This window comes from Streptomyces sp. SID5464 (genome assembly GCF_009862985.1).
Classification (GTDB): Bacteria; Actinomycetota; Actinomycetes; order Streptomycetales; family Streptomycetaceae; genus Streptomyces; species Streptomyces chartreusis_D.
On the sequence record NZ_WWIQ01000021.1, the window covers coordinates 24,557 to 50,224 of the forward strand.

The following is a 25,668-nucleotide window of genomic DNA, read 5'->3' on the forward strand; positions in this document are numbered from 1 at the left end:
TCCCCGTCGGCCGTGGCTCCGCACTCCTCGGACAGGTGCAGTGCCTGCGAGGATGAACCGGCTGTGGGCCAGAACGCGGAGCGCCCTTGCCTCACCGATGCGGTGGCCGGTGGACCGGTGGACCTCCAGGGCATGCTCGGCCGGGCAGACGCCGACTGCTGGTCGCCCCGGGCTCGGTGGATGGACGCGATCTCCTTCAGAACCTGTCCCCGCAGCAGCGCGTACGTACTTACCTGGACGGTGTCCGTCGACTCCACGGTCGTCCGCGCTCACCAGCACGCTGGGCAAGCCGGGGGCCGCCCGAGGCCGTACGCGTACAGCTGCCCGCTCAGCCGCACGGGTCGTGGTACTCGAGGTCGGGGAAGGCCTTCGTCCAGACACCGCGCGGGACGGTGCCGGGCCGCACCGCGCAGAGCAGTCCCGCCAGCCGGTCGGGATCCGTGGGCAGCAGGACGAGTTGGCCGCCGAGCCCATCGATGGGGCCGGGGCCGGTGGAGAGGACGAGGTCGTCTCCGTTCGGGCTGACCTGTCGGACGGAGAAGCCGCCGATTCCCTCCGTGACGGCGGGGACGTCGTAGATCAGCTCGAAGTGCCCGGTGCGCGGGGCGTCCGACGACGCGTCGGCCGTGAAGGCCCAGACGGCCAGATCACGAGCCCCGGTCTCCTCCTGCCAGGCGGCGACCACCCCGCCCTGCCGCGTGTCACCCGCCATGACGCCCTCCATGAGAAAGTGTGAGCCGGGCAGGCCGGCCGGCGGGTCCTTGCTGCCGTTGGACGCGGGCTCGTCGAGGTCCCACACGCGGGGCTGCCCGATCTTGGCGGGCAGGGTCACCACGAAGCGGTGGTCCAGGACGGTGAAGGCGACAGTGGCCCGCTGACGGTCGACGGTCACGTCGTCCCTGAGCCTGTGGGCCGTCGCCGTGGAAGACAGCCGGTAGACCGCCAAACGTTCGTCTGCACTGGGGCCCTTGGCCGGCTTCACCAGCAGCAAGGCCTGCTGCTTCCCCTCCTGAGACAGGGAGAACGAGGCGGTACCCGGCACTTTCTGCCCTCGGTGGGGGCTGTCCGGCCGGTCGATTCTCCACAACTGCGTGCCTTCGGCGGACGCGACCGCGAGGACGTCCGGCGAGGTGAACGCCGGGGTGACGGTGCCCTTGGTGTCCACCGGCACCGACCCGGTGCGGCGTGGCCGGTCTGGGCGGCTGACGTCCCAGATGACCAAAGGGCCGTCCTCGCCGGTCTGGAGGGCCAGGCGGTCACCGTCCGCCGAGATGGCGGTGGGACCGTGTGTTCCCGTGAACACGTGCCGGAGTTCCGGCCGGTCGCCGGACAGGTCCCACAGGCCGGTCCGCCGGCCGTCCGGGTCCCGGGCCAGGAAGAGCGACCCGCCGGGCAGGAAGGCGACGGATCGCCACGGTTCGGGCACCGTGACCACCTTCCGGAACGTGGTTCCGGTCAGCCGCCAGATGGTGGTTCTCAATTCCTCGTCATCGGTGGCGAGAAGACGATGTTCCGGCGCGAAGGAGTCACCAGGGTTGAACCGACCTGCGCTGGTATAGGCCCCGTCCACACTGTGCGGCGGCGGACTCCACAGATGGACCCCACCCTTCTCGTCACCGGTCACCACGCCCCGCCCGTCCGGCCGGTAGGCCACGGCGACCAGCGGCACGTTGCCGGGCAGCACTTCGCCCTTCATGAAGTCATCCGGTGCAGCTGTCGCGGCGCTGTTCTCGTACATCCACGCGTTGCCGTCCGTGGAGCCCGCCCCGACGAGGTGGCGGCCGTCCGGGGAACGGTCGAGCTGCCAGTAGAGGCCGTCAGCGGGGTTGCCCCGGGCTTTGAATCCCTCAGGCTCCTTCACCCGATCCGGGTCGGACACGTCGAGCGTCACGATTCCGCGGCCGGGCAGGGCGGTGGTCAGCGACCGGCCGTCGGCGCTGAAGACCGTCGCGATGGCCGACCTCCGCAGGGTCGTGCGCAGCCGGGGGCTGGTGGGATCGGTGGTGTCCCAGAGCTGGACCCTGTCCCGTCCCCCGGGCTTGGTGGCCGCGGCCGTGACGGAGAGCAGCTTCCCGTCGGGCCGCCACGCGACCGCCAGCAGGTCGCGGGAGCCGTCGGACATCCGCACGGTGTGCGCAGCCGGAGCGGTCGGATCGCGCAGGTCCCACAGCACCATGCGGCCCCGGGCCAGCGGAACGGCCAGTGTCGTGCCGTCCGAGCTGAGAGCGGGCCGGTACGGCCGTTCGAGGCCCTCGGTGGTCGCGCGGGCCGTGCGACGAGGGCGGTCGATCTGACGGAGGTCGTAGACCTGGAGATCCTTGACGGTCTGGACGTACAGGTGGCGGCCGTCGGGTGCCCAGAAGACGGACGAGTTCGTACCCACGCGGATCACCGGGCCGGGGCGAGGACGGTACCGGTCGCCGGTGTGCCACAGCCGCACTGTGCCGTCCCGGCTGGAACTGGCCAGCACCGCGCCGTCCGGGCGGTAGGCGACGGAGTAGACGCCCTTGGTGTGTCCGGCAATGCTGGTGTGGACCGGAGCCAGAGCGGAGCGCACCAGGCTGGCCTTCGCCTCCTCGGTGGGCGAGGTCCGGTACGCGGTCAGGCTCAGGTCGAGCGCGGCCGCCGGGTCCTGGGCGCGGAGCACGTCGGCCTGGGCCGCGATCCGCTCGGAGGCCAGGACGGCGGCCTGTTCCCGGGACTTGGCGCGTTCCGTGTAGGCGAGCGTCCCGACGACGGTGAGGAGGAGGGCGAGAGCGAGGACGCCGCCGGTCAGCAGGGCCCTGGTGAGCTTGCGTCGGCGGTCGGCCCGCAGGCTGCTGTGCAGGAACTCCCGTTCAAGGGCGGTGAGTACAGGGGGTGCGTCGCCGCCGGTGTCCTCCTCGTCCGTGGTGACGGTCCCCGACGCGAGCGGATTCGAGGGGACTTCGGGCAGCGTCCGCTGGGCGGGCGGACGCTTCGCGGTGTCCGGCCCGTTGCCCGGTCCGGCCCAGGCGCGGACCGCGGACAGGCGGTTGCCGGTGTACAGATAGTCCCGATGGCGGTGGCCGACGTCCCAGGCGTGGGCGGCCTCGGTCAGTTGCTGCCGGGCGAGCAGGCGGGCGCGGGCGCCCAGGATCCAGGTGCGCAGGTCGGTCCAGGCGTACAGCAGTGCCTCGTGGGCGATGCGCAAGCCGTCCTGGTCCAGAGTGATGAGGCTCTTCTCCCGGAGCAACTCGCAGACGACGCGCAGACGTTCCCGCTCGTCAGGTCCGTGGGCCGCCAGCACGTCCTCGAAGGTGACGCGGCGCGCGACGGGTTCGCCGGTGGGAGTGAGGTGCACCAGGCTGAGCAGCAGCGTCCGCAGCGATCGGCGCTCGGCGGGGGTGAGGTTGTCGTGCAGGGTCTTGCACGACTCCGTGACCGCATTCCAGATGCCGCCCGTGGCCTGGTAGCCGGCCAGAGTCATCCTGGCGCCCGAACGGTTCACCCAGGTCCGCTGCAGAGCATGCGCCAGGAGCGGCAGGGCCGCGGCCGGCCGCTCCTCGACGGGCGTCTCCCCGTCCGGCCGTCGCAGGTCCGACAGGATGCGGTCGACCAGTCCGGGCTCCAGATCCAGCCCGCTCCGCTCGGCGGGACCCTCAATGGCGTCCCTGAGCGCTTGGCCGTCCAGAGGGGCACAGTGCACCGGAGAGGTGGAGGAGAGGGCGGCGCGCAGTCCGGGGTCGGCGAGGCATTCGCCGTAGAAGTCGGCTCTGACGGCGAGCACGATCCGGGGACGGGCGTCGTCCGGCCCGGATCGATCACAGTCGGGGCTGCCGGACACCAGGCGGAGGAAGTCCGCCCGCTCGGTCTTCGCCGCAGTGGTGAAGACCTCTTCGAACTGGTCGATCACCAGCACTCGGGGTACGGCGCCCGCGGGGCGCCGGGCCTGCTCGTGGTCGCCCGGGGCGTCCGCCGGCGGGGCGGGGAAGCGCCCGGCGGCCAGCTCCGCCAGCACCGTGTCCGGCGGCAGCCCGGTCGCCGCGGCCCATTGGCTCGCCAACGAGTGCAGCGGGGTCCTGCCGGGCGACAGCATCCGTAAGACGGGCCAGGTGCGCGTCCGTCCCGTCGCGTGGTGATGGTCCAGCCGGGCGAGCAGCCCGGCCCCGAGGAGGGAGGACTTGCCCGAGCCGGAGGCTCCTATGACGATGACGGGTCGGCGCTCCGCGTCCGGCGCCTCGACCGCTTCGGTCAGTTGGTCCAGTTCACGGTCCCGGCCGAAGAACCAGGTGCTCTCCTTCGGCCCGAGCGGCCTCATGCCGAAGTAGGGGCAGGGCAGCGGGGCCGGCGGGTCGGCGGCGGGCGGACCGGGGAACCGGTAGGCACGGTTGGGCGCGATGACGAGTCCGCCGAGGGTTCCCTCGCTGGACACGTGGGGGCGGGTGGTGTCGTCCGACCTCTCTTCGATGCCGCGGTGGAGCCCTTCCAGGGTGAGCATCGGCGGCCCGGCCGGGTCGCCGTCACGCAGCAGGCTGATGAGCTTGCCGCCGAAGAGCGTGTGCCGTTGCCCCTCCGGAGCGAAGGACGGGGCGTAGGACGACGCGGAAGCGAGGAGGAAGCTGCCGGACGGGCGGACCTGGACGTAGGGACCGACGGCGCCCGAGCCGTGCGGCGCCTGGGAGATGCCGGAAAAGCAGCAGTCCAGGATGACGGCACTACCGAAGGGCGCCTCCTCCAGCAGGCCCTTGACGGTCTCGTACGGGACTGCCGCGGTGACCCGCTGGGCGTCCATGGACCAATGGGTCGCGAGATACAGCTTGTTGGCCGGTCCCAGCAGCCCGTGCCCGACGTGGCAGAAGAGCACGACGCCGTCGGCCTCTTCGCATGCCTGGGTGACCGCCTCGACGACGGCCTCCGGGCCGGCGTCGGAGGGTACCCGCAGGACATGCTCCCGGGGCATCCCGCAGAGTTCGTGGAGCAGTTGGGCCAGGTCGTCGAGGGTGGTGTCGACTCCGGGCAGGTCGGCCAGGCGCGAGCCGTTCCGGTGGCGCCCGGTGCCGGTGAGCACGGCGCGGGCGCCGGCGAGGGAGAGCCCCGATCCGGCCGGACCCGGATGCGCCTGTCCCGGGGCCGTCACAGGGCCGGCGTCCCGCCGTCCGGGCCCGTGCCCGAGGGTCGGGCGGCGTCAGTCGGGGTGGTGGCCGACCACCGCGCCGGGCCGGGTGTCCCGTCCCCGCCGCTGCCGGCATCCGGTTGCCGTCGCTCGGGATCGGCGACGGGGGTACCCTGCGCCGGATCCAGCTGGGCGGCGAGTTGGCTGACGAGCGCCTCCACCTGTGTGGGGTCCATCGAGCGCACCTGGGTGGACGTCACGCTGATCTGCGTGCCGTCGGGTCGGGTCAGGGTCACCGACTGGTCGCCCTTCCGGCTCTGCACCCAGGCGATGACGGCGCCCGCCAGCACGCTCGCCACACCGCCCGGGGCCAAGAGCGCGAGCAGGGCGTCCGCGGCGAGCCCCATGGTGCCCGGGGGAGGCGGCGCGGAGGCGTCCGCCCGTGTCACGCGGCCCCGCAGGCGAGGCTGTGCGGTGAGCCACCGCCGCAGGTCGTGCGCGTCTGCGGTGCCTGACGTCTCTACGGTGACGTGGATCTCCACAGCCATTCCCCACCCGGAGCAAGTGCCAACGTGTCACAAGATGATAAGCGCGGCACGGTTTCCGTGAGTGAACAGCTGAGGAGACGTCATCTGGGAGTGTCCCGCCTTCACCACAGGCCGGATCGCGGGCGGGCAGGCCCAGAATCGGGCGCGGGCGGGCCGGCCCGGGCTTGTGGTCCTGCCGGAGCCGGCATACCCGGCCCGTGAGGCGCCCGAGCCGGGCGGGCGCCCCCCGGCGCTGCCTCGCAACAGACGGTGGCCCATTGGGTGCAGGCTGCGGGACAACGGCACGGACGCCGCGTCGACCAAGGGTGCTCGCGGATCGCGCGGGAGGAGTAGGCCCGATCGGCAGGGACGGCCGCAGGGCGGGTTCTTGGCTTCTTGGCCCGCCGAGTCCCCTTCGCCGGAAGACGGATTCCGGCCGTGACCGCCCCTCAGGCCGGCGCGTCACCGGCCTGGCCGCCATGGCTCAGCGGTCCGCGGCCACCGCCACCTCCCGCGCCCAGCGATAGTCCGCCTTGCCGCTCGGCGACCGCTGGACCGACTCCGTGATCACCAGCTGGCGCGGGAGCTTGTAACCGGCCAGCCGGTCGCGGCAGTGCGCCCGGATGTCCTCCAGCGACGGGCGCGCCGCGCCCTCCCGCAACTGCACCACCGCCGCCACATGGTGGCCCCACTGGGGGTCCGGCACCCCGGCCACCAGCACGTCGTAGACGTCCGGGTGGGACTTGAGGGCCTGCTCGACCTCCTCCGGGTACACCTTCTCGCCGCCGGTGTTGATGCACTGCGAGCCGCGGCCGAGGACGGTGACCACGCCCTCCTCGTCGACGGTGGCCATGTCGCCCAGCAGCACCCACCGCTCGCCGTCCTTCTCGAAGAACGTCGCGGCCGTCTTGACCGGGTCGTTGTAGTAGCCGAGCGGCACATGCCCGCACTGGGCGATCCGGCCCGCCTCACCGGCCGCCACTGGTTCGTAGGTGGCCGGGTCCACCACCTGCGTACGGGCGTTGACCCGCACCCGGAAGCCCCGCTCGGGCCCCGAGTCCTCGGTCGCCGTGCCGTTGAAACCGGACTCCGACGAGCCGAAGTTGTTCAGCAGCATGGCGTTCGGCACCAGGTCCTGGAACTGCCGTCGCACCGTGTCCGACAGGACCGCGCCGGACGACGACACACTGAACAGCGACGAGCGGTCGATGTGCCGCAGCGGACCGCTCAGCGCGTCGATCAGCGGCCGCAGCATCGCGTCCCCCACCAGCGAGATGCTGCTGACCTTCTCCTTCTCCACGGTCCGCAGCACCTCCTCGGGCACGAACTTGCGGTGGATGACCACCCGCTGGCCGAAGTTGAAGCCGATGAACGCCGTGAGGGTGGAGGTGCCGTGCATCAGCGGTGCCGTGGGGAAGAAGGTGATCCCCGTGCCCCCGGCCGCGACCCGCTCGGCGAGTTCCTCCGGTTTCTTCACCGGCTCCCCGGTCGGAGCACCCCCGCCGAGCCCCGCGAAGAACAGGTCCTCCTGCCGCCACATCACACCCTTGGGCATGCCGGTCGTACCGCCGGTGTAGATGATGAACTGGTCATCGGGCGAGCGGGCCGGGAAGCCGCGCCGGGGCGACCCCGCGGCCTCCAGCTGGGCGAACTCCGCACAGGGCACGTGGGCGGCTCCCGGCGCCGGCGCGCCGACCCGGATCAGATGCCGCAGCCTCTCCGCCCGGGGCCGCGCCGCCGCCACCCGGTCCGTGAACTCCGCGTCGAAGACCAGCGCCACCAGATCCGCGTCCCGGTAGAGGTACACCAACTCCTCCTCGACGTATCGGTAGTTGACGTTGACCGGGACGATCCGCGCCTTCAGGCAGCCCAGTACCGTCTGGAGGTACTCCACGCCGTTGTAGAGGTGGAGCCCGAGGTGCTCACCGGGCCGTATCCCGCTGTCGAGCAGATGGTGGCCGACGCGATCGGCCGCCGCGTCCAGTTCCGCGTACGTCAGGCGGCGCTCCGCGCCCGTGCCCGGATGGTCGACGTACACCAGCGCCTCACGGTCGGGAACCACGTCGACGACCGACTCGAACAGGTCGGCAAGGTTGTACTCCACCGCTCCTCCTGACCCCGGGACGTGCCTGGCATCGGACGGTTCGCCGGTCATCAGAGCAAAGGGCGGTCCAACTGTGAAGGGCCCGCACGAAGAAATCTGACTGACTGTCAGAAAACCCTTGAAGTGCCTCCCTCCCTACTGCAACCTGTTCACGTTCACGAGAGGGGAGTTGGCCATGGGTGGGACGGAACACCTCACCGTGCAGCGCGAAGGCGCCACACTGGTGCTCACGCTCAACAGGCCCGAAGCCAGGAACGCGCTCTCGCTGCCGATGCTCGTCGGCCTCTACGACGGCTGGCTGGAGGCCGACGCCGACGACTCGGTCCGCTCGATCGTGTTCACCGGTGCGGGCGGCTCGTTCTGCTCGGGCATGGACCTCAAGGCCCTCGCCGGCAACGGCATGGCGGGCGAGGAGTACCGCGACCGGCTCAAGGCCGACCCCGACCTGCACTGGAAGGCGATGCTGCGCCACCACCGCCCGCGCAAGCCGGTGATCGCGGCCGTCGAGGGGTACTGCGTCGCGGGCGGCACCGAGATGCTCCAGGGCACCGACATCCGCGTCGCCGGCGAGTCCGCGACCTTCGGCCTGTTCGAGGTGCGGCGCGGTCTGTTCCCCATCGGCGGATCCACGGTCCGGCTGCCACGCCAGATCCCGCGCACCCACGCCCTGGAGATGCTCCTCACCGGCCGCCCCTACACCGCCCGCGAGGCCGCCGCCATCGGCCTGGTGGGCCATGTCGTCCCCGACGGCACGGCGCTCGCCAGGGCACTGGAGATCGCCGAACAGATCAACTCCTGCGGCCCGCTGGCCGTCGAGGCCGTCAAGGCCTCCGTCTACGAGACCGCGGACATGAGCGAGTCCGACGGTCTCGCTGCCGAACTCACCCGCGGTCAACCGGTCTTCGGCACCGCCGACGCCAAGGAGGGCGCCCGCGCCTTCGCGGAGAAGCGACCGCCCGTCTACAAGCGCGCCTGACCGTGTGCGCCTGACCGAAGGAGCCCTCCGGCATGCCCGAAGTCCTCAAAGCCCCTCTCGTCGTCGAGTTCCCCTTCACCCGCTCCCTCGGCCCCGTCCAGAGCGCCTTCCTGACCGGCCTGCGCGAGCGTGTCGTCCTGGGGGTGCGGGCGAGCGACGGCCGCGTCGCCGTCCCGCCCGTCGAGTACGACCCCGTCACCGCCGAGGAGGTCCGCGACCTCGTCGAGGTCGCCCCCACCGGCACGGTCACCACCTGGGCCTGGAACCACGCCCCCCGCCGCGGCCAGCCCCTCACCACCCCCTTCGCCTGGGCCCTGGTCCGTCTCGACGGCGCCGACACCGCCCTGCTGCACGCCCTCGACACCCCCGGCCCCGACGCCGTGCGCACCGGCATGCGCGTCCGCGTCCGCTGGGCGGCGGAACGCACCGGAGCCATCACGGACATCGCCTGCTTCGAGCCGTACGACGGCGCCCCGGGCGAACCAGCCGGGCACACCGGCGTGTTCGAGGACCCGGTCACCGGCATCGTCGCCGCCGCCCGCCTCGACTACACCTACTCACCCGGCCGCGCCCAGACCGCCTACATCAACGCCCTCTCCGGCCGCCGGACCGTCGGCGAGCGCTGCCCGGCCTGCCGCAAGGTGTACGTCCCGCCGAGGGGTGCGTGCCCCACCTGTGGGGTGGCCACATCGGAGCAGGTCGAGGTCGGGCCGCGCGGCACGGTGACCACCTTCTGCATCGTCAACATCAAGGCTGCGCATACGGCGAATCTCGACATCGAGGTGCCCTACGTCTACGCCCACATCGCCCTCGACGGCGCCGACCTCGCACTGCACGGCCGGATCGGCGGCATCCCGTACGACGAAGTCCGCATGGGGCTGCGCGTCGAGCCCGTGTGGACCGAGGGCGGCCGCTATCCCGACCACTACCGGCCCACGGGCGAACCGGACGCGGACTACGACACCTACAAGGAGCTGCTGTGACGAGCGCACCGGGGGACCGCCAGATCGCCGTCGTGGCCTTCGCCCAGACCGCCCACCGGCGCACCAGCGAGGAGCTCTCCGAGGTGGAGATGCTCATGCCGGTGCTGCACGAGGTCCTCGACCGGACCGGCCTGAAGACCGCCGACATCGACTTCACCTGCTCCGGCTCCAGCGACTACCTCGCCGGCCGCGCCTTCTCGTTCACCCTCGCCCTGGACGGCGTCGGCGCCTGGCCGCCGATCTCCGAGTCCCACGTCGAGATGGACGGCGCCTGGGCCCTGTACGAGGCCTGGACCAAGCTCCTCACCGGCGACGCCGACACCGCCCTCGTCTACGCGTACGGCAAGTCCTCGCCCGGTCCCGTCCGCGACGTCCTCACCCGGCAGCTCGACCCGTACTACGTGGCACCCCTGTGGCCCGATTCCGTGGCCCTCGCCGCCCTCCAGGCGCAGGCGCTCATCGACGTGGGCGACACCGACGAACCGGCGCTCGCCGCCGTCGCCGCCCGCAACCGGGAGTCGGCGGCCACCAATCCGCACGCCCAGCTGCGAGGAGCCGTGCCGCAGGGCGACTACCTCGTACAGCCCCTGCGCAGCGGCGACTGCCCGCCCATCGGCGACGGGGCCGCCGCCGTGATCCTCGCGGCGGGGGAGCGGGCCCGCGACCTGTGCGCACGCCCGGCCTGGATCCGCGGCATCGACCACCGCGTCGAGGCCCACGGCCTCGGCGTGCGCGACCTGACCGACTCGCCGTCCACCCGCCTGGCCGCCGAGCGGGCCGGCGCCTTCGAACGGCCCGTCGACACCGCCGAGCTGCACGCGCCCTTCACCGCCCAGGAGATCGTCCTGCGCAAGGCCCTCCGCCTCGACGACGGCGTCGTCGTCAACCCCTCCGGCGGCGCCCTCGCCGCCAACCCGATCATGGCCGCCGGACTCATCCGCATCGGCGAGGCCGCCGCCCGCATCCACCGCGGCGCCTCCGACCGCGCCCTCGCCCACGCCACCTCCGGCCCCTGCCTCCAGCAGAACCTGGTCGCCGTACTCGAAGGGGAACGCCGATGAGCAAGGAGCCCGTGGCCGTCGTCGGCATCGGCCAGACCAAGCACGTCGCGGCACGCCGGGACGTGTCGATCGCGGGACTCGTCCGGGAGGCGGCCCGACGGGCCCTGGACGACGCCGAGCTGACCTGGGCCGACATCGACGCCGTCGTGATCGGCAAGGCGCCCGACTTCTTCGAGGGCGTCATGATGCCGGAGCTCTACCTCGCCGACGCGCTCGGCGCCGTCGGCAAACCCATGCTCCGGGTGCACACCGCGGGTTCGGTCGGCGGTTCCACCGCCCTCGTCGCCGCGAACCTCGTCGCGGCCCGCGTCCACGGCACCGTCCTCACCCTCGCCTTCGAAAAGCAGTCCGAGTCGAACGCCATGTGGGGGCTGTCCCTGCCCATCCCCGCCCAGCAGCCCCTGCTCGCGGGAGCCGGCGGGTTCTTCGCCCCGCACATCCGCGCCTACATGCGGCGCAGCGGCGCCCCCGAGACGATCGGCGCCCTGGTCGCCTACAAGGACCGCCGCAACGCCCTGCGGAACCCCTACGCCCACCTGCACGAGCACGACATCACCCTCGACAAGGTCATGGCCTCGCCCATGCTGTGGGATCCGGTCCGCTACTCGGAGACCTGCCCCTCCTCCGACGGCGCCTGCGCCATGGTCCTCACCGACCGCGCCGGAGCCGCCCGGGCGCCGCGACCGCCCGCCTGGATGCTCGGCGGCGCGATGCGCAGCGAGCCGACCCTCTTCGCCGGCAAGGACTTCGTCTCCCCGCGGGCCGGGCAGGACTGCGCGGCCGACGTCTACCGGCAGGCCGGGATCACCGACCCGCGCCGCGAGATCGACGGCGCCGAGATCTACGTCCCGTTCTCCTGGTACGAGCCGATGTGGCTGGAGAACCTCGGCTTCGCCGGCGAGGGCGAAGGGTGGAAGCTCACCGAGGCGGGCGTGACCGAACTGGACGGGGACCTGCCCGTCAACATGTCGGGCGGCGTGCTGTCCACCAACCCCATCGGCGCCTCCGGCATGATCCGCTTCGCGGAGGCGGCCCTCCAGGTGCGCGGACAGGCCGGGGAACACCAGGTGGAAGGCGCCCGCAGGGTCCTCGGGCACGCCTACGGCGGCGGCTCGCAGTTCTTCTCCATGTGGCTGGTGGGAGCCGAGCCGCCGGACTCCTGACAGGGTCCCCCTCACGTGCCCTGTCGGCGGTGGGACACGATCGCTAGGCTGGCCGCGGACGACGAACCGGGAGGAGCACGGACGTGGCCGAGACCACCACCCAGCAGCGCCCGCTCACGGGCTGGGACAAGCCGGAGCTGGACCTCACCAACGCACAGTGGCAGTCCAGCAGCCGGGGGCGGGGGGATGTCCAGATCGCCTTCGTAGAGGGCTTCATCGCCATGCGGAACAGTGCCCGTCCGGAGAGCCCCTCCCTGATCTTCACGCCCGCCGAGTGGGGCGCGTTCGTGTCGGGAGCGCGGGAAGGGGAGTTCGACCTCACCTGACCGCGACGCCGCGCGACCACGACCGCGGCACCCAGGGAACCGTCCCGGACCGGCCGTGACCCCACGGCCGATCCGGGGGTGTTCCGCCCGCATTTCCGAAACACGCGACCTGAGACATCCTCCCCCGGCCCGCGCCTGAGCCAGGCTGGCCCCGGAGGCACGGTCGTATCCCGGAAGGCGAGGAACCCATGAGCACCCTGCCGGTCATCGCGGCGGTCGACGGTTCGGACGACAGCCTGCGCGCCCTGGAGTGGGCCCTCGACGCGGCCCGCCGGCGTTCGGCACCCCTGCGTGTGGTGCATGTACGTCAGTACGCCCACTGGGCGCAGCCCGAGGTGCTGGCCGCCGGACCGCCGGACCCGCACGACGACCCGGTGCTCGACCGGGTCCGCGCCCACCTGGAGAGCCTCTCCGCCCGGCCGGACACGGAGTACCTCGCCCTGGAGGGCGCCCCCGGCGCCGTCCTGCCCGAACTGGGCTCCTCCGCCCAGCTGCTGGTCCTCGGTTCCCGGGGCCGCGGCGGTTTCGCCAGCCTGCTGCTCGGCTCCAACGGCATGGCCGCCGCCCGCGACGCCGAGTGCCCCGTCGTGGTGGTGCCCCGGCCCGGGCGCGACGTCCACGGTGAGACGCGGCCCGGTCCCGGCTCCCGCGTGGTCGTCGGCCTGAAGGTGGACGGTCCCGACGAGGCCACACTCGAGTTCGCCTTCGCCGAGGCCACCCGGCGCGGCGCCCGGCTCCAGGCGGTCGCCGCCTACCCGTGGCCCGCGCAGCCCTGGATGATGCCCGGCGAGCTGCCCCCGCCGATCGTCGACCAGAACGTCATCGAGGACGAGACCCGGATCCTCGCCGAGGGATTCCTCGCCCCCTACCGCGAACGGCACCCCGACGTCGCGGTCGAGACGGTTCCGGCGGCGGGCGACGCCGCCGGACACCTCGTGGCGGCCTCGCCGGGCGCCGACCTCGTCGTCGTGGGCCGTCACCGGCGGCACCTGCTGGCACCCGCCCGCATGATGGGCTCGGTCACCCACGCCGTCCTGCTGCACGCCGCGAGCCCCGTCGCGGTGGTCCCGCCGGCACCACCGGAGGACTGACCCCGATGTAATGGGTGCCGGGCGGCCTATCATTAGGCCCATGCGGGAACCGATCAGCAGGGACGCCCGGCTCGCCCTGGAGCTGGCCCTCACCATCCGGCACGACGGCAACGGCGGTGTCGCCGACGACCTGACCGACCCGGCAGGCCTGACCGCCTGGGTCCGGACACACTCCGAGGCCCTGCCGGACGCCGGCCGTTTCACGGCCGACGCCGCGCAGCTCGCCACCGTCCGCGACCTGCGGGCCGCCGTCCGCGCACTCTTCGCCCGCGCCGTGCGCCCCGGCGAGCCGAGCCCCGCCGACGCGGCCCGTCTCCTGCCCGTACCCGAGGCCGTACGGCGCCTCAACGAGGCAGCCGCCCGCACCCCCACCGTGCCCGTCCTGAACTGGCCCGAGGGGACCGGACCCGAGGTCCGTCAGCGGCCCGTACGCGGCGGCGACGACCTGACCTCCGCCCTCGCGCACGCCGTGATCGCGTTCCTCGCGAGCCCCGACCGCGACCGGCTGCGGGCCTGCCGCGCGCCCCGCTGCGTGCGGTACTTCCTCAAGGACCACCCGCGCCAGGAGTGGTGCAATCCGTCCTGCGGCAACCGCGCCCGGGTGGCCCGCCACCACCGACGGCACCGGACGACGGCGTAGGGCCGATCGGGTCGCCGCCCTCGCGACACTTCGCAGGCCGGGCCACGTACCATGGCGGCATGTCGTTCCTCCGCCGCCGCAGCGCCACGCCCGCCGGGCCCGACTTCGACGTACTGGCCATGGACCCGGGCGACTGGCCCGGCAACCTCGGTGCGGGACTGCTGCCCGCGCCCGACGGCACCTGCCAGGGCGTCTTCCTGCGTTACGACCTGTTCGGCGGCCGCGGTCCCGCGATGATCATCGGCAACCTGCCGGAGGGCTCCCCGGCCCGCGAGGTCCCCGAGGGGCAGGTCCCCTTCGAGGTGGCGCAGCTGCTGCTGGCCCTGGAGAACGACGAGGAGGTCACCGTCGTCGGCACCGAGGACGTGCCGGTGATGCAGGGCGACAACCTCCTGATCGTGCGCCGCGTCAAGCTTTCCGAGGGCCGCATCTCCTGCGTGCAGTTCGACCGCAGCGACAACGTCCTGGTGACCATCGCCGCCTGGGACCGGCCCATCACGGACGACCTGTACGCCCTCCTCAAACCGCTGCCCGCCGAGCTGTTCCAGCAGGGCTGAACCGAAGGGCGGCGCGCCGCACACACGAAGGGGCCGCTGTGTGCCTGTCCAGGCACACAGCGGCCCCTTCGTCCCCGTCAGCGAGTGCCGACCGCCGCGCGCACGGCCCGCCGGGCCATCTGACAGTCGTCGTGCAGCCGCCGCAGCAGCAGCCGCTGCTCCTCGCCGGACGGCGCAGCACCAGGGTGGGCCGTACCCGGTGCCGCCGGGGTCGTGTCGTGCATCGAACGCTGCACGGCCGTCTCGTACGTCCGGATCTCCCGGGTCAGCACCAGCATCAGGTTCACCAGGAAGGCGTCCCTGGACGCCGGTCCCGCCGACTGTGCGATCTGGCTGATCTGACGACGGGCGACCGGCGCGTCCCCGAGCACCGACCACAGCGTCGCCAGGTCGTACCCCGGCAGATACCAGCCCGCGTGCTCCCAGTCCACCAGCACTGGACCGGCCGGTGACAGGAGGATGTTCGACAGCAGTGCGTCGCCGTGGCAGAACTGGCCCATGCCCTGCCGCCCGGCCGCCTGCGCGATGCCGTGCAGCAGTTTCTGGAGATCGCCCAGGTCCCGGTCGGTGAGCAGGCCCAGCTCGTGGTACCGGGAGATCCGGGCGGCGTAGTCCAGCGGGGCGTCGAACGTGCCCGCCGGCGGCCGCCAGGCGTTCAGCCGGCAGATCGCGCCGAGTGCCGCCCTGATGTCCGCCCGCGGCGGCGCTTCGGCCGGGTGCCGCTGGAGCGCCGCAACCCGCCCCGGCATCCGCTCGATCACCAGGGTGCAGTTGTCCGGGTCCGCCGCGATCAGTCTCGGCACGCGCACCGGAGGGCGGTGCCGGACGAACGAGCGGTACGCCGCTATCTCGTGGCGGATCCGCTCGGACCAGGCGGGGGAGTGGTCCAGTAAACACTTGGCGACGGCCGAGCTGCGACCGGTCGTGCCGACCAGGAGCACGGACCGCCCGTTGCGGCGCAGGACCTGCACCGGGGCGAACTCCGGGCAGATGCGGTGCACCGACGCGATCGCCGTGCGCAGCTGCGCGCCCTGAGGGCCGGACAAGTCGAGTCTCCCGCTGAGCGGTTGGGTGCCGAGGACCGCGCCGCGCCGCGCCCTGCCCGCACCGAGCACGGGGGCCGCCGGCCGCGCGGGGGCGAGGTAGGGGCCGCTGTCCGTGGGACGGGGGTGCAGCGACCGGGGCGGTGCGGACACGGAGGACGATGCTGCGTACATGGGCGAGACAGATCCCTTCGTGTGCCTGCGACGACAGCGCACCACCCGGCCCGGACTCCCGGGAGCACCCTGGGGAATGTCCCTGCGGCGACCGGGTCGGGGTGGCGCGTTCCTACCTGACACCCGATGACCAGTGGCACACCATCTGGCGCACCCTGGCGAACCCTGGCGAATAGTCGCCCGGCAAGTCTCCCCGGGCTACTGTCAACTCAGCCGAGAACCTGGGGGCTTGACGTGAGCGGACAACCCAACACCCGGCTCGCGGACCTGTTCGGCCTGGCCGGCTGGTCCAAGGGCGAACTCGCGAGGCTGGTCAACCGGCAGGCGGCGGCCATGGGCCATCCCCAGCTGGCGACCGACACCTCCCGGGTGCGGCGGTGGATCGACATGGGAGAGATCCCGCGCGATCCGGTGCCGCGGGTGCTGGCGGCTCTGTTCACCGAGCGTCTCGGCCGTGTCGTGACCATCGAGGACCTCGGTCTGGTCCGGCACGGGCGTGCGGGGAAGCGGCAGGGCGGCGGGAGCGCGGAGTCTCCCGACGGAGTGCCGTGGGCGCCCGAGCGGACCGCCGCGGTCCTCACCGAATTCACGGGAATGGACCTCATGCTCAACCGACGCGGCTTGGTGGGCGCGGGCGCCGCGCTCGCCGCGGGATCCGCACTCAGCAGCGCCATGTACGACTGGCTGCACACCGACCCTGCCCTGACCGCCGACGCTCCCGACCTCGACCATCCCCTGCACGCCGACCCCGCTGGGTTCGACCGCTACGAGGCCGCCCCCATCGGGTCGCAGGAGATCGAGGAACTGGAGCGCTCGGTCGAGGTGTTCCGCGCCTGGGACGCGGCCCGCGGCGGCGGGCTCCAGCGCAAGGCCGTGGTGGGCCAGCTCAACGAGGTGGGCGGCATGCTCGCCTACCGTCACCCACCCCATCTCCAGCGGCGCCTGTGGGGCGTCGCCGCCAACCTGGCCGTCCTCGCGGGCTGGATGTCGCACGACGTCGGCCTGGAGCCCACGGCCCAGAAGTACTTCGTCATCGCCGCGCACGCGGCGAGAGAGGGCGGGGACCGGCCCCGCGCGGGCGAGGCACTCTCCCGTGCGGCCCGCCAGATGGTGCACCTGGGCAAGCCGGACGAGGCCCTGGACCTGATGAAGCTGGCCACGTCCGGCTCCGGTGACGAGGTGCTGCCCCGCACCCGGGCGATGCTCTGCACCATCGAGGCCTGGGCACAGGCCTCGATGGGCAAGGGCCAGGCCATGCGCCGCACGCTCGGGCAGGCCGAGGACCTGTTCGTCTCCGACAAGGCCGACGTACCACCACCGGACTGGATGCAGACCTTCAAGGAGGAGGATCTCTACGGCATGCAGGCCCTGGCCTACCGCACGCTCGCCGAGTTCGAGCCGGACGCGGCCGCGCATGCCCAGCACTACGCCGAGAAGGCGCTCGCCCTGCGGGTCGACGGCCGGCAGCGGTCGAAGATCTTCGACTATCTGTCGATGGCCTCGGCGTGCTTCATCGCGGACGACCCCGAACAGGCCGACCGGTACGCGCGACTGGCACTGGTGTCGATGGGCTCCAACTCCTCCCATCGCACCTGGGACCGGCTGCGCCAGATGTACCGGCTCACCGCCCAGTACTCCGGCTACCCGAAGATCCAGGAGCTGCGGGAGGAGATCAAGCTCGCCCTGCCGAAGACGAAGGGCAGGGGCGGCAACAACGCACAGGCCTGAGTTTCCTATGACGTGACCTTGGCGACGAGCACGCAGGCGTTGTCCGCGCGCTCGCATTCGCCGAACTCCTGGACCACCGTCCGTACGCAGTCCTGTGCGGTGGCGGTCCCGGTCAGCCGCGGCGCCAGGTCGAGGAGGAGGTTCGAGGCCGCCGTTCCGGTGTGCCCGGGTACCAGCCCGTCGGTGTGCAGGAGCAGCAGGTCGCCCACCTCGAGGGTCTCTTCGGTCTGCCCGTAGACGGCGCCCGAGGTGGCGCCGAGCAGGACGCCGTCCGGTGCGTCCAGCACACGCCCCGTCCCGTCGCGGAACAGCAGCGGGGCGGGGTGTCCGGCCTGCGCCCACACCAGGGTGCGGGTCCCGGGGCGGTAGCGGCAGCAGACGGCGCTGCCGAGGGCGGGTTGCACGGTGGCGTCGAGTAACTGGTTCAGCCAGGCCATCAGCCGGCCGGGCGGGGCGCCGGCCATCGCCATGCCGCGTACGGCACCGAGCAGCATCGTCATGTTCGACGTGACACCGACGCCGTGTCCGGTGAGGTCGCCGACGCTGAGGAGGGTCTCGCCGTCGGTCAGTTCGAGCGCGTCGTACCAGTCACCGCCGATCGGCGTGTTCGTGGCCGCCGGCAGGCGCCGGGCCGCGAGGTCGAGGGTCCTGGGACCCCGGTGCGGGAGCCGCAGGGAGCCGAGCCACGGCGGCAGCACGGCCTCCTGCAACTCGACCGCGAGCCGGTGCCCGGTCCGTGCGTCCTGCCCGTCGGGGAGCGAGTCACGGGTCTCGCTCACCGCCCGCTGGCTGCGGCGCAGTTCGCTGACGTCCCGCAGCACGGCCCACATCGAGGCGGTGCTGCCGTCCGTGTCGAGCACCGGTTCGCCCATCATGTGCACGGTCCGTACGTCGCCGCCCTGGCGTGCGATACGGAACTCGCCGTCGATGGGCCGGGCGTCGACGAGGCAGTTCGTGACCATCGCCGTCAGCTTCGGCCGGTCCTCGTCGAGCACCAGGGAGGGCAGCTCGTCGAGGGTGAGCGGGGGAGCGGCGGGGTCGCGGCCCAGGATCTGGTACAGCTCCCCGGACCAACTGGCCTCGTCCGTCAGCAGGTTCCACTCCGCGCTGCCGACCCGGCTGAGCAGTGAACCGGGTGCGGGCACGGCGGGTTCCGGGGCCGCCGCGGGCAGGGGGCCGTCCCGCAGCTGGGCCAGGTGCTCGTCGAGGTCGTTGAGCTGGTGCAGGGCCAGGTCGTACAGGGCGCGCTGCCAGCGTCCCCGGGGGTGGTCCGACTCCGCTCCCTCGGCGTCGCGCCGCACGGCGTCCACGTCGCCCTTGAGCCGCCGCGTCTGCGTTATCAGCGCGTCGACCGAGCCGCGTCCGGGCGGCTGGGCGGCTGGGCGGTCCGCGGAGAGGTGGGACGGCATGACGCACTCCGATGCGGGGACGGTACGACCAAGGCGGACGGAGGGACCGTTACGACTGTCGCACAGCCCGCGACGCCCTGTAAGGGATTTGGCAACACACGATACGGTGGTGCTTCTGGCATATGCCACGGTCTCACGGAGTTACTCCGAGGTAGGTGTGGAGCGGCCCCTCCGAAGGGTCAAGTCGTAGATTACACAGGGGGTTTGACGATCCGTCGGGACGGCGGCCCCGGGTGCTGCGCGCGTTCGACGGCCCTGTGTTCGAAGGTGTCAGTACCGCAGGACGCCGGCGATGCCGTCCGCCTCGCCGAGTGTGCCGTCCGGTACGAAGCGGACGTCGGCTCCGGTCTCCAGGCACTGCTCGACGATCTCGTCCACGATGTCCTCACGGGACCCGAGGTCGTCGCTCTCGGCGAGGATCAGATGATCCCCGGCGTCGCTGACCCTCACGCGGTAGTTCTCCTCGACGGCCAGCAGCCGGACGCGGCCGTCCCGGGCGCTCTGCCAGAGCTCGTCGACGCCGGCGGCGAACTCCCGGCGTCCCCGGGCCGTTTCGAGGGCGCGGGCCACGGCGTCCGTGTCCCTGCGGGCCTCCGTCTCGATCACCGGCCGGATGGCCTGCCACACCGACTCGGGTGTCCCGTGCGCGAGGCCGCCGTGCGGGACGTGCACCGCCCCCTTGGTGGCGCTGCCGACCTCGTCCAGCAGGGCGAGGGCGGCCGGCGGGCCGGTGACGTACAGCGGTCGCGGGTGCTCGCGCAGGACGGTGCTCATCGCGGTGTCGATCTCGCGCAGGAACTGGCGGGTGCGCTCCTCCCGGAAGGCGCTCGGCATGTCGCCGACCCTCTCCTGCCGTTCCGGGTCGAAGTTCTCCACGCGGCGGGTCAGCGGGAAGCCGTCGGCGCGCTGCTCGGCGACGCGGTCGACGCCGCCGTTCCACAGGGTCGCGCGGTCGGCGGCGAGCGACAGCACCCAGAACGGCCGCTTGGCCGTCTGGGCGGAGACGAGGTTGCGGGTGAGGAAGGTGTCCGAGAGCACCACGCGTTCGGGCACGGACCGGGCGAGCGACCACACCTGGTGCTCACCGGCGGCGGCGAAGATCACCAGGCCGTCCTCGGCGTGTGTCAGATCGACCTCGGACAGCGCCTGGTCGAGGTGCCGGGCGACCTCGGCCCGTCGTTCGCGGCTGACCGCCGGATCGGCCTCCAGTTGCCGCTTGGCCTCGGCGACCGCATTGCGCAGCCGGACCTGGTCCTGGGCGTTGTAGGGATCGCGCCGGTGGGTCGGCGTCAGCACGGAGACCGCGGGGTACGGGCGCGGGCGCCGCAGCTCGGCAAGGGTCGCGGGACTCAGAACGTGCTCCATGACAGCACGATAGAGCGGATTCACCATGAGGGCATTCGGGGCATTCGGTGCCCCCTGCGGAGTCGTCGTCGTCCGGGAGTTGGGGAAGTTTTTGCCGCTGGCCGATTTTCGACGAGGATCCCCCGTGGTGCGGCGGGTCCGCGGATATTGCGTGTGCAAAGTGTGGCTGGATTTCAGGGGTGGCCGGGGTCGCTCGCGCCGCCGACGAGTTGACCCATGACCGCGGGCGTAACAGGCTCGAAATATAGATGGTTCGTACAACTTATTTGCGGGAGGTACGCGTATGTGCGGCATCACCGGCTGGGTCTCCTACGACCGCGACCTGAGTGCCGAGGCGGCGACCCTCGACGCGATGACCGAGACGATGGCCTGCCGCGGCCCGGACGACCGCGGCGTCTGGACCGAGGGGCCCGCCGGCCTCGGACACCGCAGGCTCGCGATCATCGACCTGCCCGGTGGCCGCCAGCCCATGACCGCCGCCACCCCGAACGGCACCGTCGCCCTCGTCTACTCGGGCGAGGCCTACAACTTCACCGAACTGCGCGGCGAGCTCACCACCCGCGGCCACCGCTTCACCACCGGCTCCGACACCGAGGTCGTCCTGCGCGGCTACCTCGAATGGGGCGACGCCGTCGCCGAGCGCCTGAACGGCATGTACGCCTTCGCCGTCTGGGACGGCCGCACCGACCGGCTCCTGCTGATCCGCGACCGCATGGGCATCAAGCCCCTCTACTACCACCCCACCCCCGACGGCGTCCTGTTCGGGTCCGAGCCCAAGGCGATCCTCGCCAACCCGCTGGCCCGCCGGCGCGTCGGCCTCGACGGCCTGCGCGAGCTGTTCACCATGGTCAAGACCCCTGGACACGCCGTGTGGGAGGGCATGCGCGAGGTCGAGCCCGGCACCGTCGTCACCGTCGACCGCACGGGCGTGCGCAGTCGCGTCTACTGGGAACTGCGCACGCGGCCCCACACCGACGACCGCGACACCACCATCGCCACCGTCCGCTCGCTCCTCGACGACATCGTGCGCCGCCAGCTCGTCGCCGACGTACCCCGCTGCACCCTGCTCTCCGGCGGCCTCGACTCCTCCGCCATGACGGCGCTCGCCGCCCGGCAGCTCGCCGCGCACGGCGAGCGGGTCCGCAGCTTCGCCGTCGACTTCGCGGGCCAAGCCGACAACTTCGTCGCCGACGACCTGCGCGCCACCCCCGACACCCCCTTCGTGCACGACGTGGCCCGGGACGCCGGCACCGATCACCAGGACATCGTGCTGGACGCGGACGCCCTCGCCGACCCCGCGGTACGGGAGAAGGTGATCAGGGCCCGGGACCTGCCGGCCGGTCTCGGCGACATGGACGCCTCGCTCTACCTGCTCTTCCGGGCCATCCGTGAACGGTCCACGGTGGCCCTCTCGGGCGAGTCCGCCGACGAGGTCTTCGGCGGCTACCAGCAGTTCTTCGACGAGGAGGCCCGCCAGGCCGACACCTTCCCCTGGCTGGTGCGCCTCGGCCGGCACTTCGGCGAGGACGCCGACGTCCTGCGCCCGGAGCTGGTCAAGGCCCTGGACCTGGAGTCCTACGTCGCCGACAGCTACCGCTCCGCCGTCGCCGGTGTGCAGCGCCTCGACGGCGAGAGCGACTTCGAGTTCCGGATGCGGCGGATCAGCAACCTGCACCTGACCCGGTTCGTACGGGTTTTGCTCGACCGCAAGGACCGCGCCAGCATGGCCGTCGGCCTGGAGGTCCGGGTGCCGTTCTGCGACCACCGGCTCGTCGAGTACGTCTACAACGCTCCCTGGGCGCTGAAGTCCTTCGACGGCCGGGAGAAGAGCCTGCTCAGGGAGGCGACCGCGGATCTGATCCCGCGGTCCGTGTACGACCGGGTCAAGAGTCCCTACCCGTCCACGCAGGACCCGAAGTACGCGGTGGCCCTCCGGGACCAGGCGAAGGACCTCCTGGCACGGCCGGACCACCCGGTCTTCGACCTCGTCGACCCCGAGCGGCTACGGCAGGTCGCGCACCGGGACACGCCAGTGAGCAGCCAGGCCGCACGCAGGGGCCTGGAACGGACCCTCGACCTGGCGATGTGGCTGGACCTCTACGCACCCGAGGTCCAACTCGCCTGACCGGGGCCTGTGACCGCACCCGGCTCACTCGGTGTCGTGGTCGGAGCCGCAGGAGCTGCCGTCCGGCGGGAGGGTGCCGTACAGCAGGAACGCGTCGACCTTGCGGTGCACGCACTTGGAGGAGCCGTAGCCGGTGTGGCCCTCGCCCCGGTTGTCGAGCACCACGGCCGACGACCCGAGCCGCTCGGCCGTCTCCACCGTCCAGCGGTACGGCGTGGCCGGGTCGCCCCGGGTGCCGACGAGAAGCATCTTCGGGGTGTCGAGGTCCTTGACCTCCTCACGGATGAAGTCGGTGCCCTTGGGGCGGCCGTAGCACATCAGCACCTGGGTGAGCCGGTACCGGCCGAAGACCGGTGATGCCCGCTCGTACCGGGCGCGCAGCCGGCCGAGGTCCCTGCCGACCTGCTCGGCGGCGGGGCGGTCGGGATCGTCCGCGCAGTTCACCGCCATCAGGGCCGCAGGCAGGTTGTCCAAGGGGACGTCCTGCGGGTCGGTGAGCCCGCGGTGCGCCGCCCGCCACGGCGGGTGGGCGACACCCCCGGACGCGAAGGCCTCCAGGCGGCTGGTGTCGCCGTCCTCGAGCAGCTGCGCGACGGCCCGCTGCAGCGAGGGCCACAGCTCCCTGCTGAACAGCCCCTGCGCGAGGGCGCCCGCGAAGTCCTGGCCGGAGAACGCCTCGCCGAAGTCGGTCGGCACCGGGTCCCGGTCGAGCGACTCGACCACCTCGACGACGTGCTCCCTGGCCTCGCGCGGGTTCTGTCCGAACGGGCAGGCGATGTCCTCCGTGCACCAGGCGAGGAAGTTCTCCAGCGCGGTCTGCTGCCCCTGTGCGCTCACCACACCCTGCTCGGACAGCGGCTCGGTGAGGGTGTCGACGCCGTCCAGCACCATCCTGCCGACCTTGTCGGGGAACTGGGCCGCGTACACCGCGCCGAGCCGGCTGCCGTAGGAGAAGCCCAGGTAGTTGAGCTTGCCGTCGCCGAGTGCGTCGCGCATGACGTCCAGGTCGCGGGCGGCGTTCACCGTGCCGATGTGGGGCAGGACGGGGCCCGAGTGCTCGGCGCACTCGGCCGCCGCGCGGCGCAGCTTTGCGAGTACGGCCTGCGGATCGGCCACGGCCGCGACGCCGTCCGTCGCGGCCAGTGGGTCGTCCGAGGCGTTGCCGCAGCTGACCGGCGAGGAGCGGCCGACTCCCCGGGGGTCGAAGCCGACCACGTCGTAGCCGTTCGTCAGGCCCATGAAGTCCTTGCCGGCCACGGCGAGTTGACCCACGCCCTGACCGCCCGGGCCGCCGAAGTTCAGCAGCACCGAGCCCCGCGACCTGCCTGTGGCCCGGTAGCGGGCCAGGGCGAGATCGAGCGTCCCTTCCCCGGGGCGGGCGTAGTCGAGGGGGACGGTGACCTTGCCGCACTGGAGGTCCTTCGGCATGTCCTCGCCCTCGCACGCCGACCACTTGACCTTCTGGTCGTAGAAGCGCGCCAGGCCCGGCACGGGGTCGTCCGCGGCCGGCAGCCCCGCGCCCAGCAGGGCCAGCCCGGCCGCACAGGGGACCGCGCAGCGCCTCACCCAGGGGCGCATGGACAGCTTGGCCAGCATCGATGCCTCCAGGGGCGCCCACAGCGGACCGGGGACCGGCGCCCTCGCTCACCATAAGCGGGCACCGGAGGCCGCGCCTCCGGACGAGCGGGCGGGGGCGGGGGGCCTTATCCTGCGCGGCCGCGTCGCGCATACGAAGGGCTTTACCGCTCGTTCGACAACCGGGCCGCTCGATGGGGTGAAAGGCCGATAAGCCATAACTCGGATCGGCCGTCGGCGTTTTATCTCGTGCGGGTGAGTGCCCGCGACGATGTCTGGAAGGCAGGGAACCTATGAAACGGGTTACCCGAAACGGTGTGATCGCCGTCGCCGCCGCCTCGGGCGCGATGGCCTTGACCGTCCCCGCGTACGCCGGATCCGGAGCGGAGGGCTCGGCGGCCGGTTCGCCGGGGGTGGTCTCCGGCAACACCGTCCAGCTGCCGGTGCACGTCCCGGTGAACGTGTGCGGGAACACCGTGAACGTGGTGGGGCTCCTCAATCCCGCCGTCGGCAACAGTTGCGCGAACAAGGACGACGGGCGGGCCGGCCGGACCGGCAAGCCCGGCGGCGCGGCCGCCGAAGGCAGCGCGAAGGGTTCACCGGGCGTGGTCTCCGGCAACGGCGTCCACCTGCCCGTCGACCTGCCGGTCAACGTCACCGGCAACAGCGTGAACGTGGTCGGCGTCGGCAACGCCTCGACCGGCAACGAGTCCTCGAACACCCCCGGCGACCGCCCGGTCCGCCCCCACCACCCACCGAAGCCGGTCCCGAAGCCGCCGACCCCGCCTCGGCCGCACCCCGCCCCCGAGCCGGCCGCGCACACCGCCCCCCACGCCACCGGCGCCCTGGCCCACACGGGCGCGGACCACGCCCTCCAGACCGTCGCGGCGAGCGCGGCACTGGTGCTGGGGGGAGTCGTCCTGCGCCGCCGGTTCCGCCCGGGGACGGACGACTGAAGGGACGGCTTGGGGCGCGCGCCCTGCCGGAGCAGTCACGGAGGCGGTGCCCTCAGACCGCCTCCGCCACCCCCGTCAGCAGCACCATCCCGGAGTCGCCGTAGTCCGGCAGGGTCGGGTCGGTGTCGATGTGAGTGACGTCCAGGTCGCTGGTCAGAGGGGTGAAGACCTCGGTCACGGTCGCCGGGTCGACCGGGCAGCCGGGCCAGCGGGACGCCGGGCCGATGCGGTACGTCGGCATGTTCTCCATGAACGCGGCGACCAGGTGGCCGCCCGGCTCGACCGTGCGGACGAAGGTGCGGCAGAAGTCGGCGAACTCGGCGAAGTCCTCCGTCGCGCCCTCGGCGACGAAGTGCATCGAGGCGAGTTCGTACGAGCCGGGTCGCAGGGTCCGGACGTCGGCGTGCACGACGTTCACCGGCGCCAGCGCCCCGGCCAGGGTCGCCGGCACATCCGGGTTGAGCCGCCGGCACAGCGCGTGGAAGGGCAGCCAGCTCGCGTCGAGGCGGTGACAGATCTGGTCCTGGAGGTAGGCGACGTTGCCCGCGCCCGCCTCCACGGCGTCGATCCTGCGGCTCACGGCGGACGCGAGGATCAGCGGGTAGAGATTGGGACCCGCCCCGAACTCCACCGAGCGGGCGATGGCGCCGGGACGGAAGCGACGGTAGAAGGCGCTGTGGTGCGCGATGACCGCCGTGTCCGCGGGATGCACCTCGCGGTAGTTCTCGCGGAGATAGTCGGCGACCGGCCAGCGGTCCCAGTCCACGTCGTCGTTGTGCGTCGTCATCGCT

19 protein-coding genes and 1 pseudogene are annotated in these 25,668 nt (G+C 72.4%); 11 read left to right on the forward strand and 9 right to left on the reverse strand.

The window, feature by feature from the left end; all coding sequences use genetic code 11:
* Nucleotides 1-328: 328 nt before the first annotated feature.
* The 4 genes and pseudogenes from GTY47_RS14035 to GTY47_RS14045 all read right to left on the reverse strand — a co-directional run bounded on the left by GTY47_RS14035 (nt 329) and on the right by GTY47_RS14045 (nt 7,705).
* Nucleotides 329-5,098, reverse strand: coding sequence for an NACHT and WD repeat domain-containing protein (locus GTY47_RS14035; RefSeq protein WP_010033022.1), 4,770 nt, complete (start codon nt 5,096-5,098; stop codon nt 329-331).
* A complete protein-coding gene (locus GTY47_RS14040) occupies nt 5,095-5,622 on the reverse strand; it encodes a hypothetical protein (RefSeq protein ID WP_158688378.1) in 528 nt (175 codons plus the stop codon). Before GTY47_RS14040 ends, GTY47_RS14035 begins: the two co-directional genes overlap by 4 nt.
* A gap of 213 nt (nt 5,623-5,835) precedes the next feature.
* Nucleotides 5,836-6,077, reverse strand: a pseudogene (locus tag GTY47_RS40835) (IS5/IS1182 family transposase); the annotation flags it as partial.
* An 8-nt stretch (nt 6,078-6,085) separates the two neighbouring features.
* On the reverse strand, nt 6,086-7,705 hold the full coding sequence (locus GTY47_RS14045; protein ID WP_010033026.1) for an acyl-CoA synthetase: 1,620 nt from the start codon (nt 7,703-7,705) through the stop codon (nt 6,086-6,088).
* Nucleotides 7,706-7,880: 175 nt separating this feature from the next.
* On the opposite strand from GTY47_RS14045, the gene GTY47_RS14050 reads away from it, so the two are divergent.
* The 8 genes from GTY47_RS14050 to GTY47_RS14085 all read left to right on the forward strand — a co-directional run bounded on the left by GTY47_RS14050 (nt 7,881) and on the right by GTY47_RS14085 (nt 14,502).
* Nucleotides 7,881-8,681, forward strand: coding sequence for a crotonase/enoyl-CoA hydratase family protein (locus tag GTY47_RS14050; protein ID WP_010033028.1), 801 nt, complete (start codon nt 7,881-7,883; stop codon nt 8,679-8,681).
* A 32-nt stretch (nt 8,682-8,713) separates the two neighbouring features.
* Nucleotides 8,714-9,664, forward strand: coding sequence for an OB-fold domain-containing protein (locus GTY47_RS14055; protein ID WP_010033030.1), 951 nt, complete (start codon nt 8,714-8,716; stop codon nt 9,662-9,664).
* A complete protein-coding gene (locus GTY47_RS14060; RefSeq protein ID WP_010033033.1) occupies nt 9,661-10,725 on the forward strand; it encodes a thiolase domain-containing protein in 1,065 nt (354 codons plus the stop codon). The genes GTY47_RS14055 and GTY47_RS14060 overlap by 4 nt, the downstream gene beginning before the upstream one ends.
* Nucleotides 10,722-11,888: a thiolase domain-containing protein gene (locus tag GTY47_RS14065; protein ID WP_010033038.1), complete on the forward strand. Its 1,167-nt coding sequence runs from the start codon at nt 10,722-10,724 to the stop codon at nt 11,886-11,888. Before GTY47_RS14060 ends, GTY47_RS14065 begins: the two co-directional genes overlap by 4 nt.
* Before the next feature lie 83 nt (nt 11,889-11,971).
* Nucleotides 11,972-12,214, forward strand: a complete 243-nt coding sequence (locus GTY47_RS14070) for a DUF397 domain-containing protein (protein ID WP_010033039.1) — start codon at nt 11,972-11,974, stop codon at nt 12,212-12,214.
* A 188-nt stretch (nt 12,215-12,402) separates the two neighbouring features.
* Complete coding sequence (locus GTY47_RS14075; RefSeq protein ID WP_010033040.1) at nt 12,403-13,305, forward strand: universal stress protein; 903 nt, start codon at nt 12,403-12,405, stop codon at nt 13,303-13,305.
* A 40-nt stretch (nt 13,306-13,345) separates the two neighbouring features.
* The gene (locus GTY47_RS14080; protein WP_010033041.1) at nt 13,346-13,945 is read left to right on the forward strand and encodes an ABATE domain-containing protein; all 600 of its coding nucleotides are present in this window, start codon (nt 13,346-13,348) and stop codon (nt 13,943-13,945) included.
* A 59-nt stretch (nt 13,946-14,004) separates the two neighbouring features.
* On the forward strand, nt 14,005-14,502 hold the full coding sequence (locus tag GTY47_RS14085) for a hypothetical protein (RefSeq protein WP_010033043.1): 498 nt from the start codon (nt 14,005-14,007) through the stop codon (nt 14,500-14,502).
* A 77-nt stretch (nt 14,503-14,579) separates the two neighbouring features.
* Here the strand turns inward: GTY47_RS14085 and GTY47_RS14090 are convergent, their stop codons facing one another.
* Nucleotides 14,580-15,719 carry an aminoglycoside phosphotransferase family protein gene (locus GTY47_RS14090; protein WP_010033044.1) on the reverse strand — a complete coding sequence of 380 codons (1,140 nt, stop codon included), beginning with the start codon at nt 15,717-15,719 and terminating at the stop codon, nt 14,580-14,582.
* 234 nt (nt 15,720-15,953) lie between these two features.
* Between GTY47_RS14090 and GTY47_RS14095 the strand changes: the two genes are divergently transcribed.
* Entirely contained in the window at nt 15,954-17,447 is a 1,494-nt protein-coding gene (locus GTY47_RS14095; RefSeq protein ID WP_010033045.1) for a hypothetical protein, read from the forward strand.
* 5 nt (nt 17,448-17,452) lie between these two features.
* Here GTY47_RS14095 and GTY47_RS14100 read toward each other — a convergent pair whose 3' ends face one another.
* Nucleotides 17,453-18,856, reverse strand: coding sequence for a PP2C family protein-serine/threonine phosphatase (locus GTY47_RS14100; protein WP_010033046.1), 1,404 nt, complete (start codon nt 18,854-18,856; stop codon nt 17,453-17,455).
* Nucleotides 18,857-19,126: 270 nt separating this feature from the next.
* Complete coding sequence (locus GTY47_RS14105; protein WP_010033047.1) at nt 19,127-20,221, reverse strand: hypothetical protein; 1,095 nt, start codon at nt 20,219-20,221, stop codon at nt 19,127-19,129.
* A gap of 283 nt (nt 20,222-20,504) precedes the next feature.
* Here GTY47_RS14105 and asnB point away from each other — a divergent pair, with 283 nt between their 5' ends.
* Nucleotides 20,505-22,346 (forward strand): asparagine synthase (glutamine-hydrolyzing), encoded by a 1,842-nt coding sequence (asnB, locus tag GTY47_RS14110; RefSeq protein WP_010033048.1) that lies wholly within the window; start codon nt 20,505-20,507, stop codon nt 22,344-22,346.
* Nucleotides 22,347-22,370: 24 nt separating this feature from the next.
* Here asnB and GTY47_RS14115 read toward each other — a convergent pair whose 3' ends face one another.
* Nucleotides 22,371-23,942, reverse strand: coding sequence for an alpha/beta hydrolase (locus tag GTY47_RS14115; RefSeq protein ID WP_010033050.1), 1,572 nt, complete (start codon nt 23,940-23,942; stop codon nt 22,371-22,373).
* A 272-nt stretch (nt 23,943-24,214) separates the two neighbouring features.
* Here GTY47_RS14115 and GTY47_RS14120 point away from each other — a divergent pair, with 272 nt between their 5' ends.
* Nucleotides 24,215-24,877 carry a chaplin gene (locus GTY47_RS14120; RefSeq protein WP_086012456.1) on the forward strand — a complete coding sequence of 221 codons (663 nt, stop codon included), beginning with the start codon at nt 24,215-24,217 and terminating at the stop codon, nt 24,875-24,877.
* A gap of 52 nt (nt 24,878-24,929) precedes the next feature.
* Here GTY47_RS14120 and GTY47_RS14125 read toward each other — a convergent pair whose 3' ends face one another.
* Entirely contained in the window at nt 24,930-25,664 is a 735-nt protein-coding gene (locus tag GTY47_RS14125; RefSeq protein WP_010033053.1) for an N-methyltransferase, read from the reverse strand.
* Between the last annotated feature and the right edge of the window lie 4 nt (nt 25,665-25,668).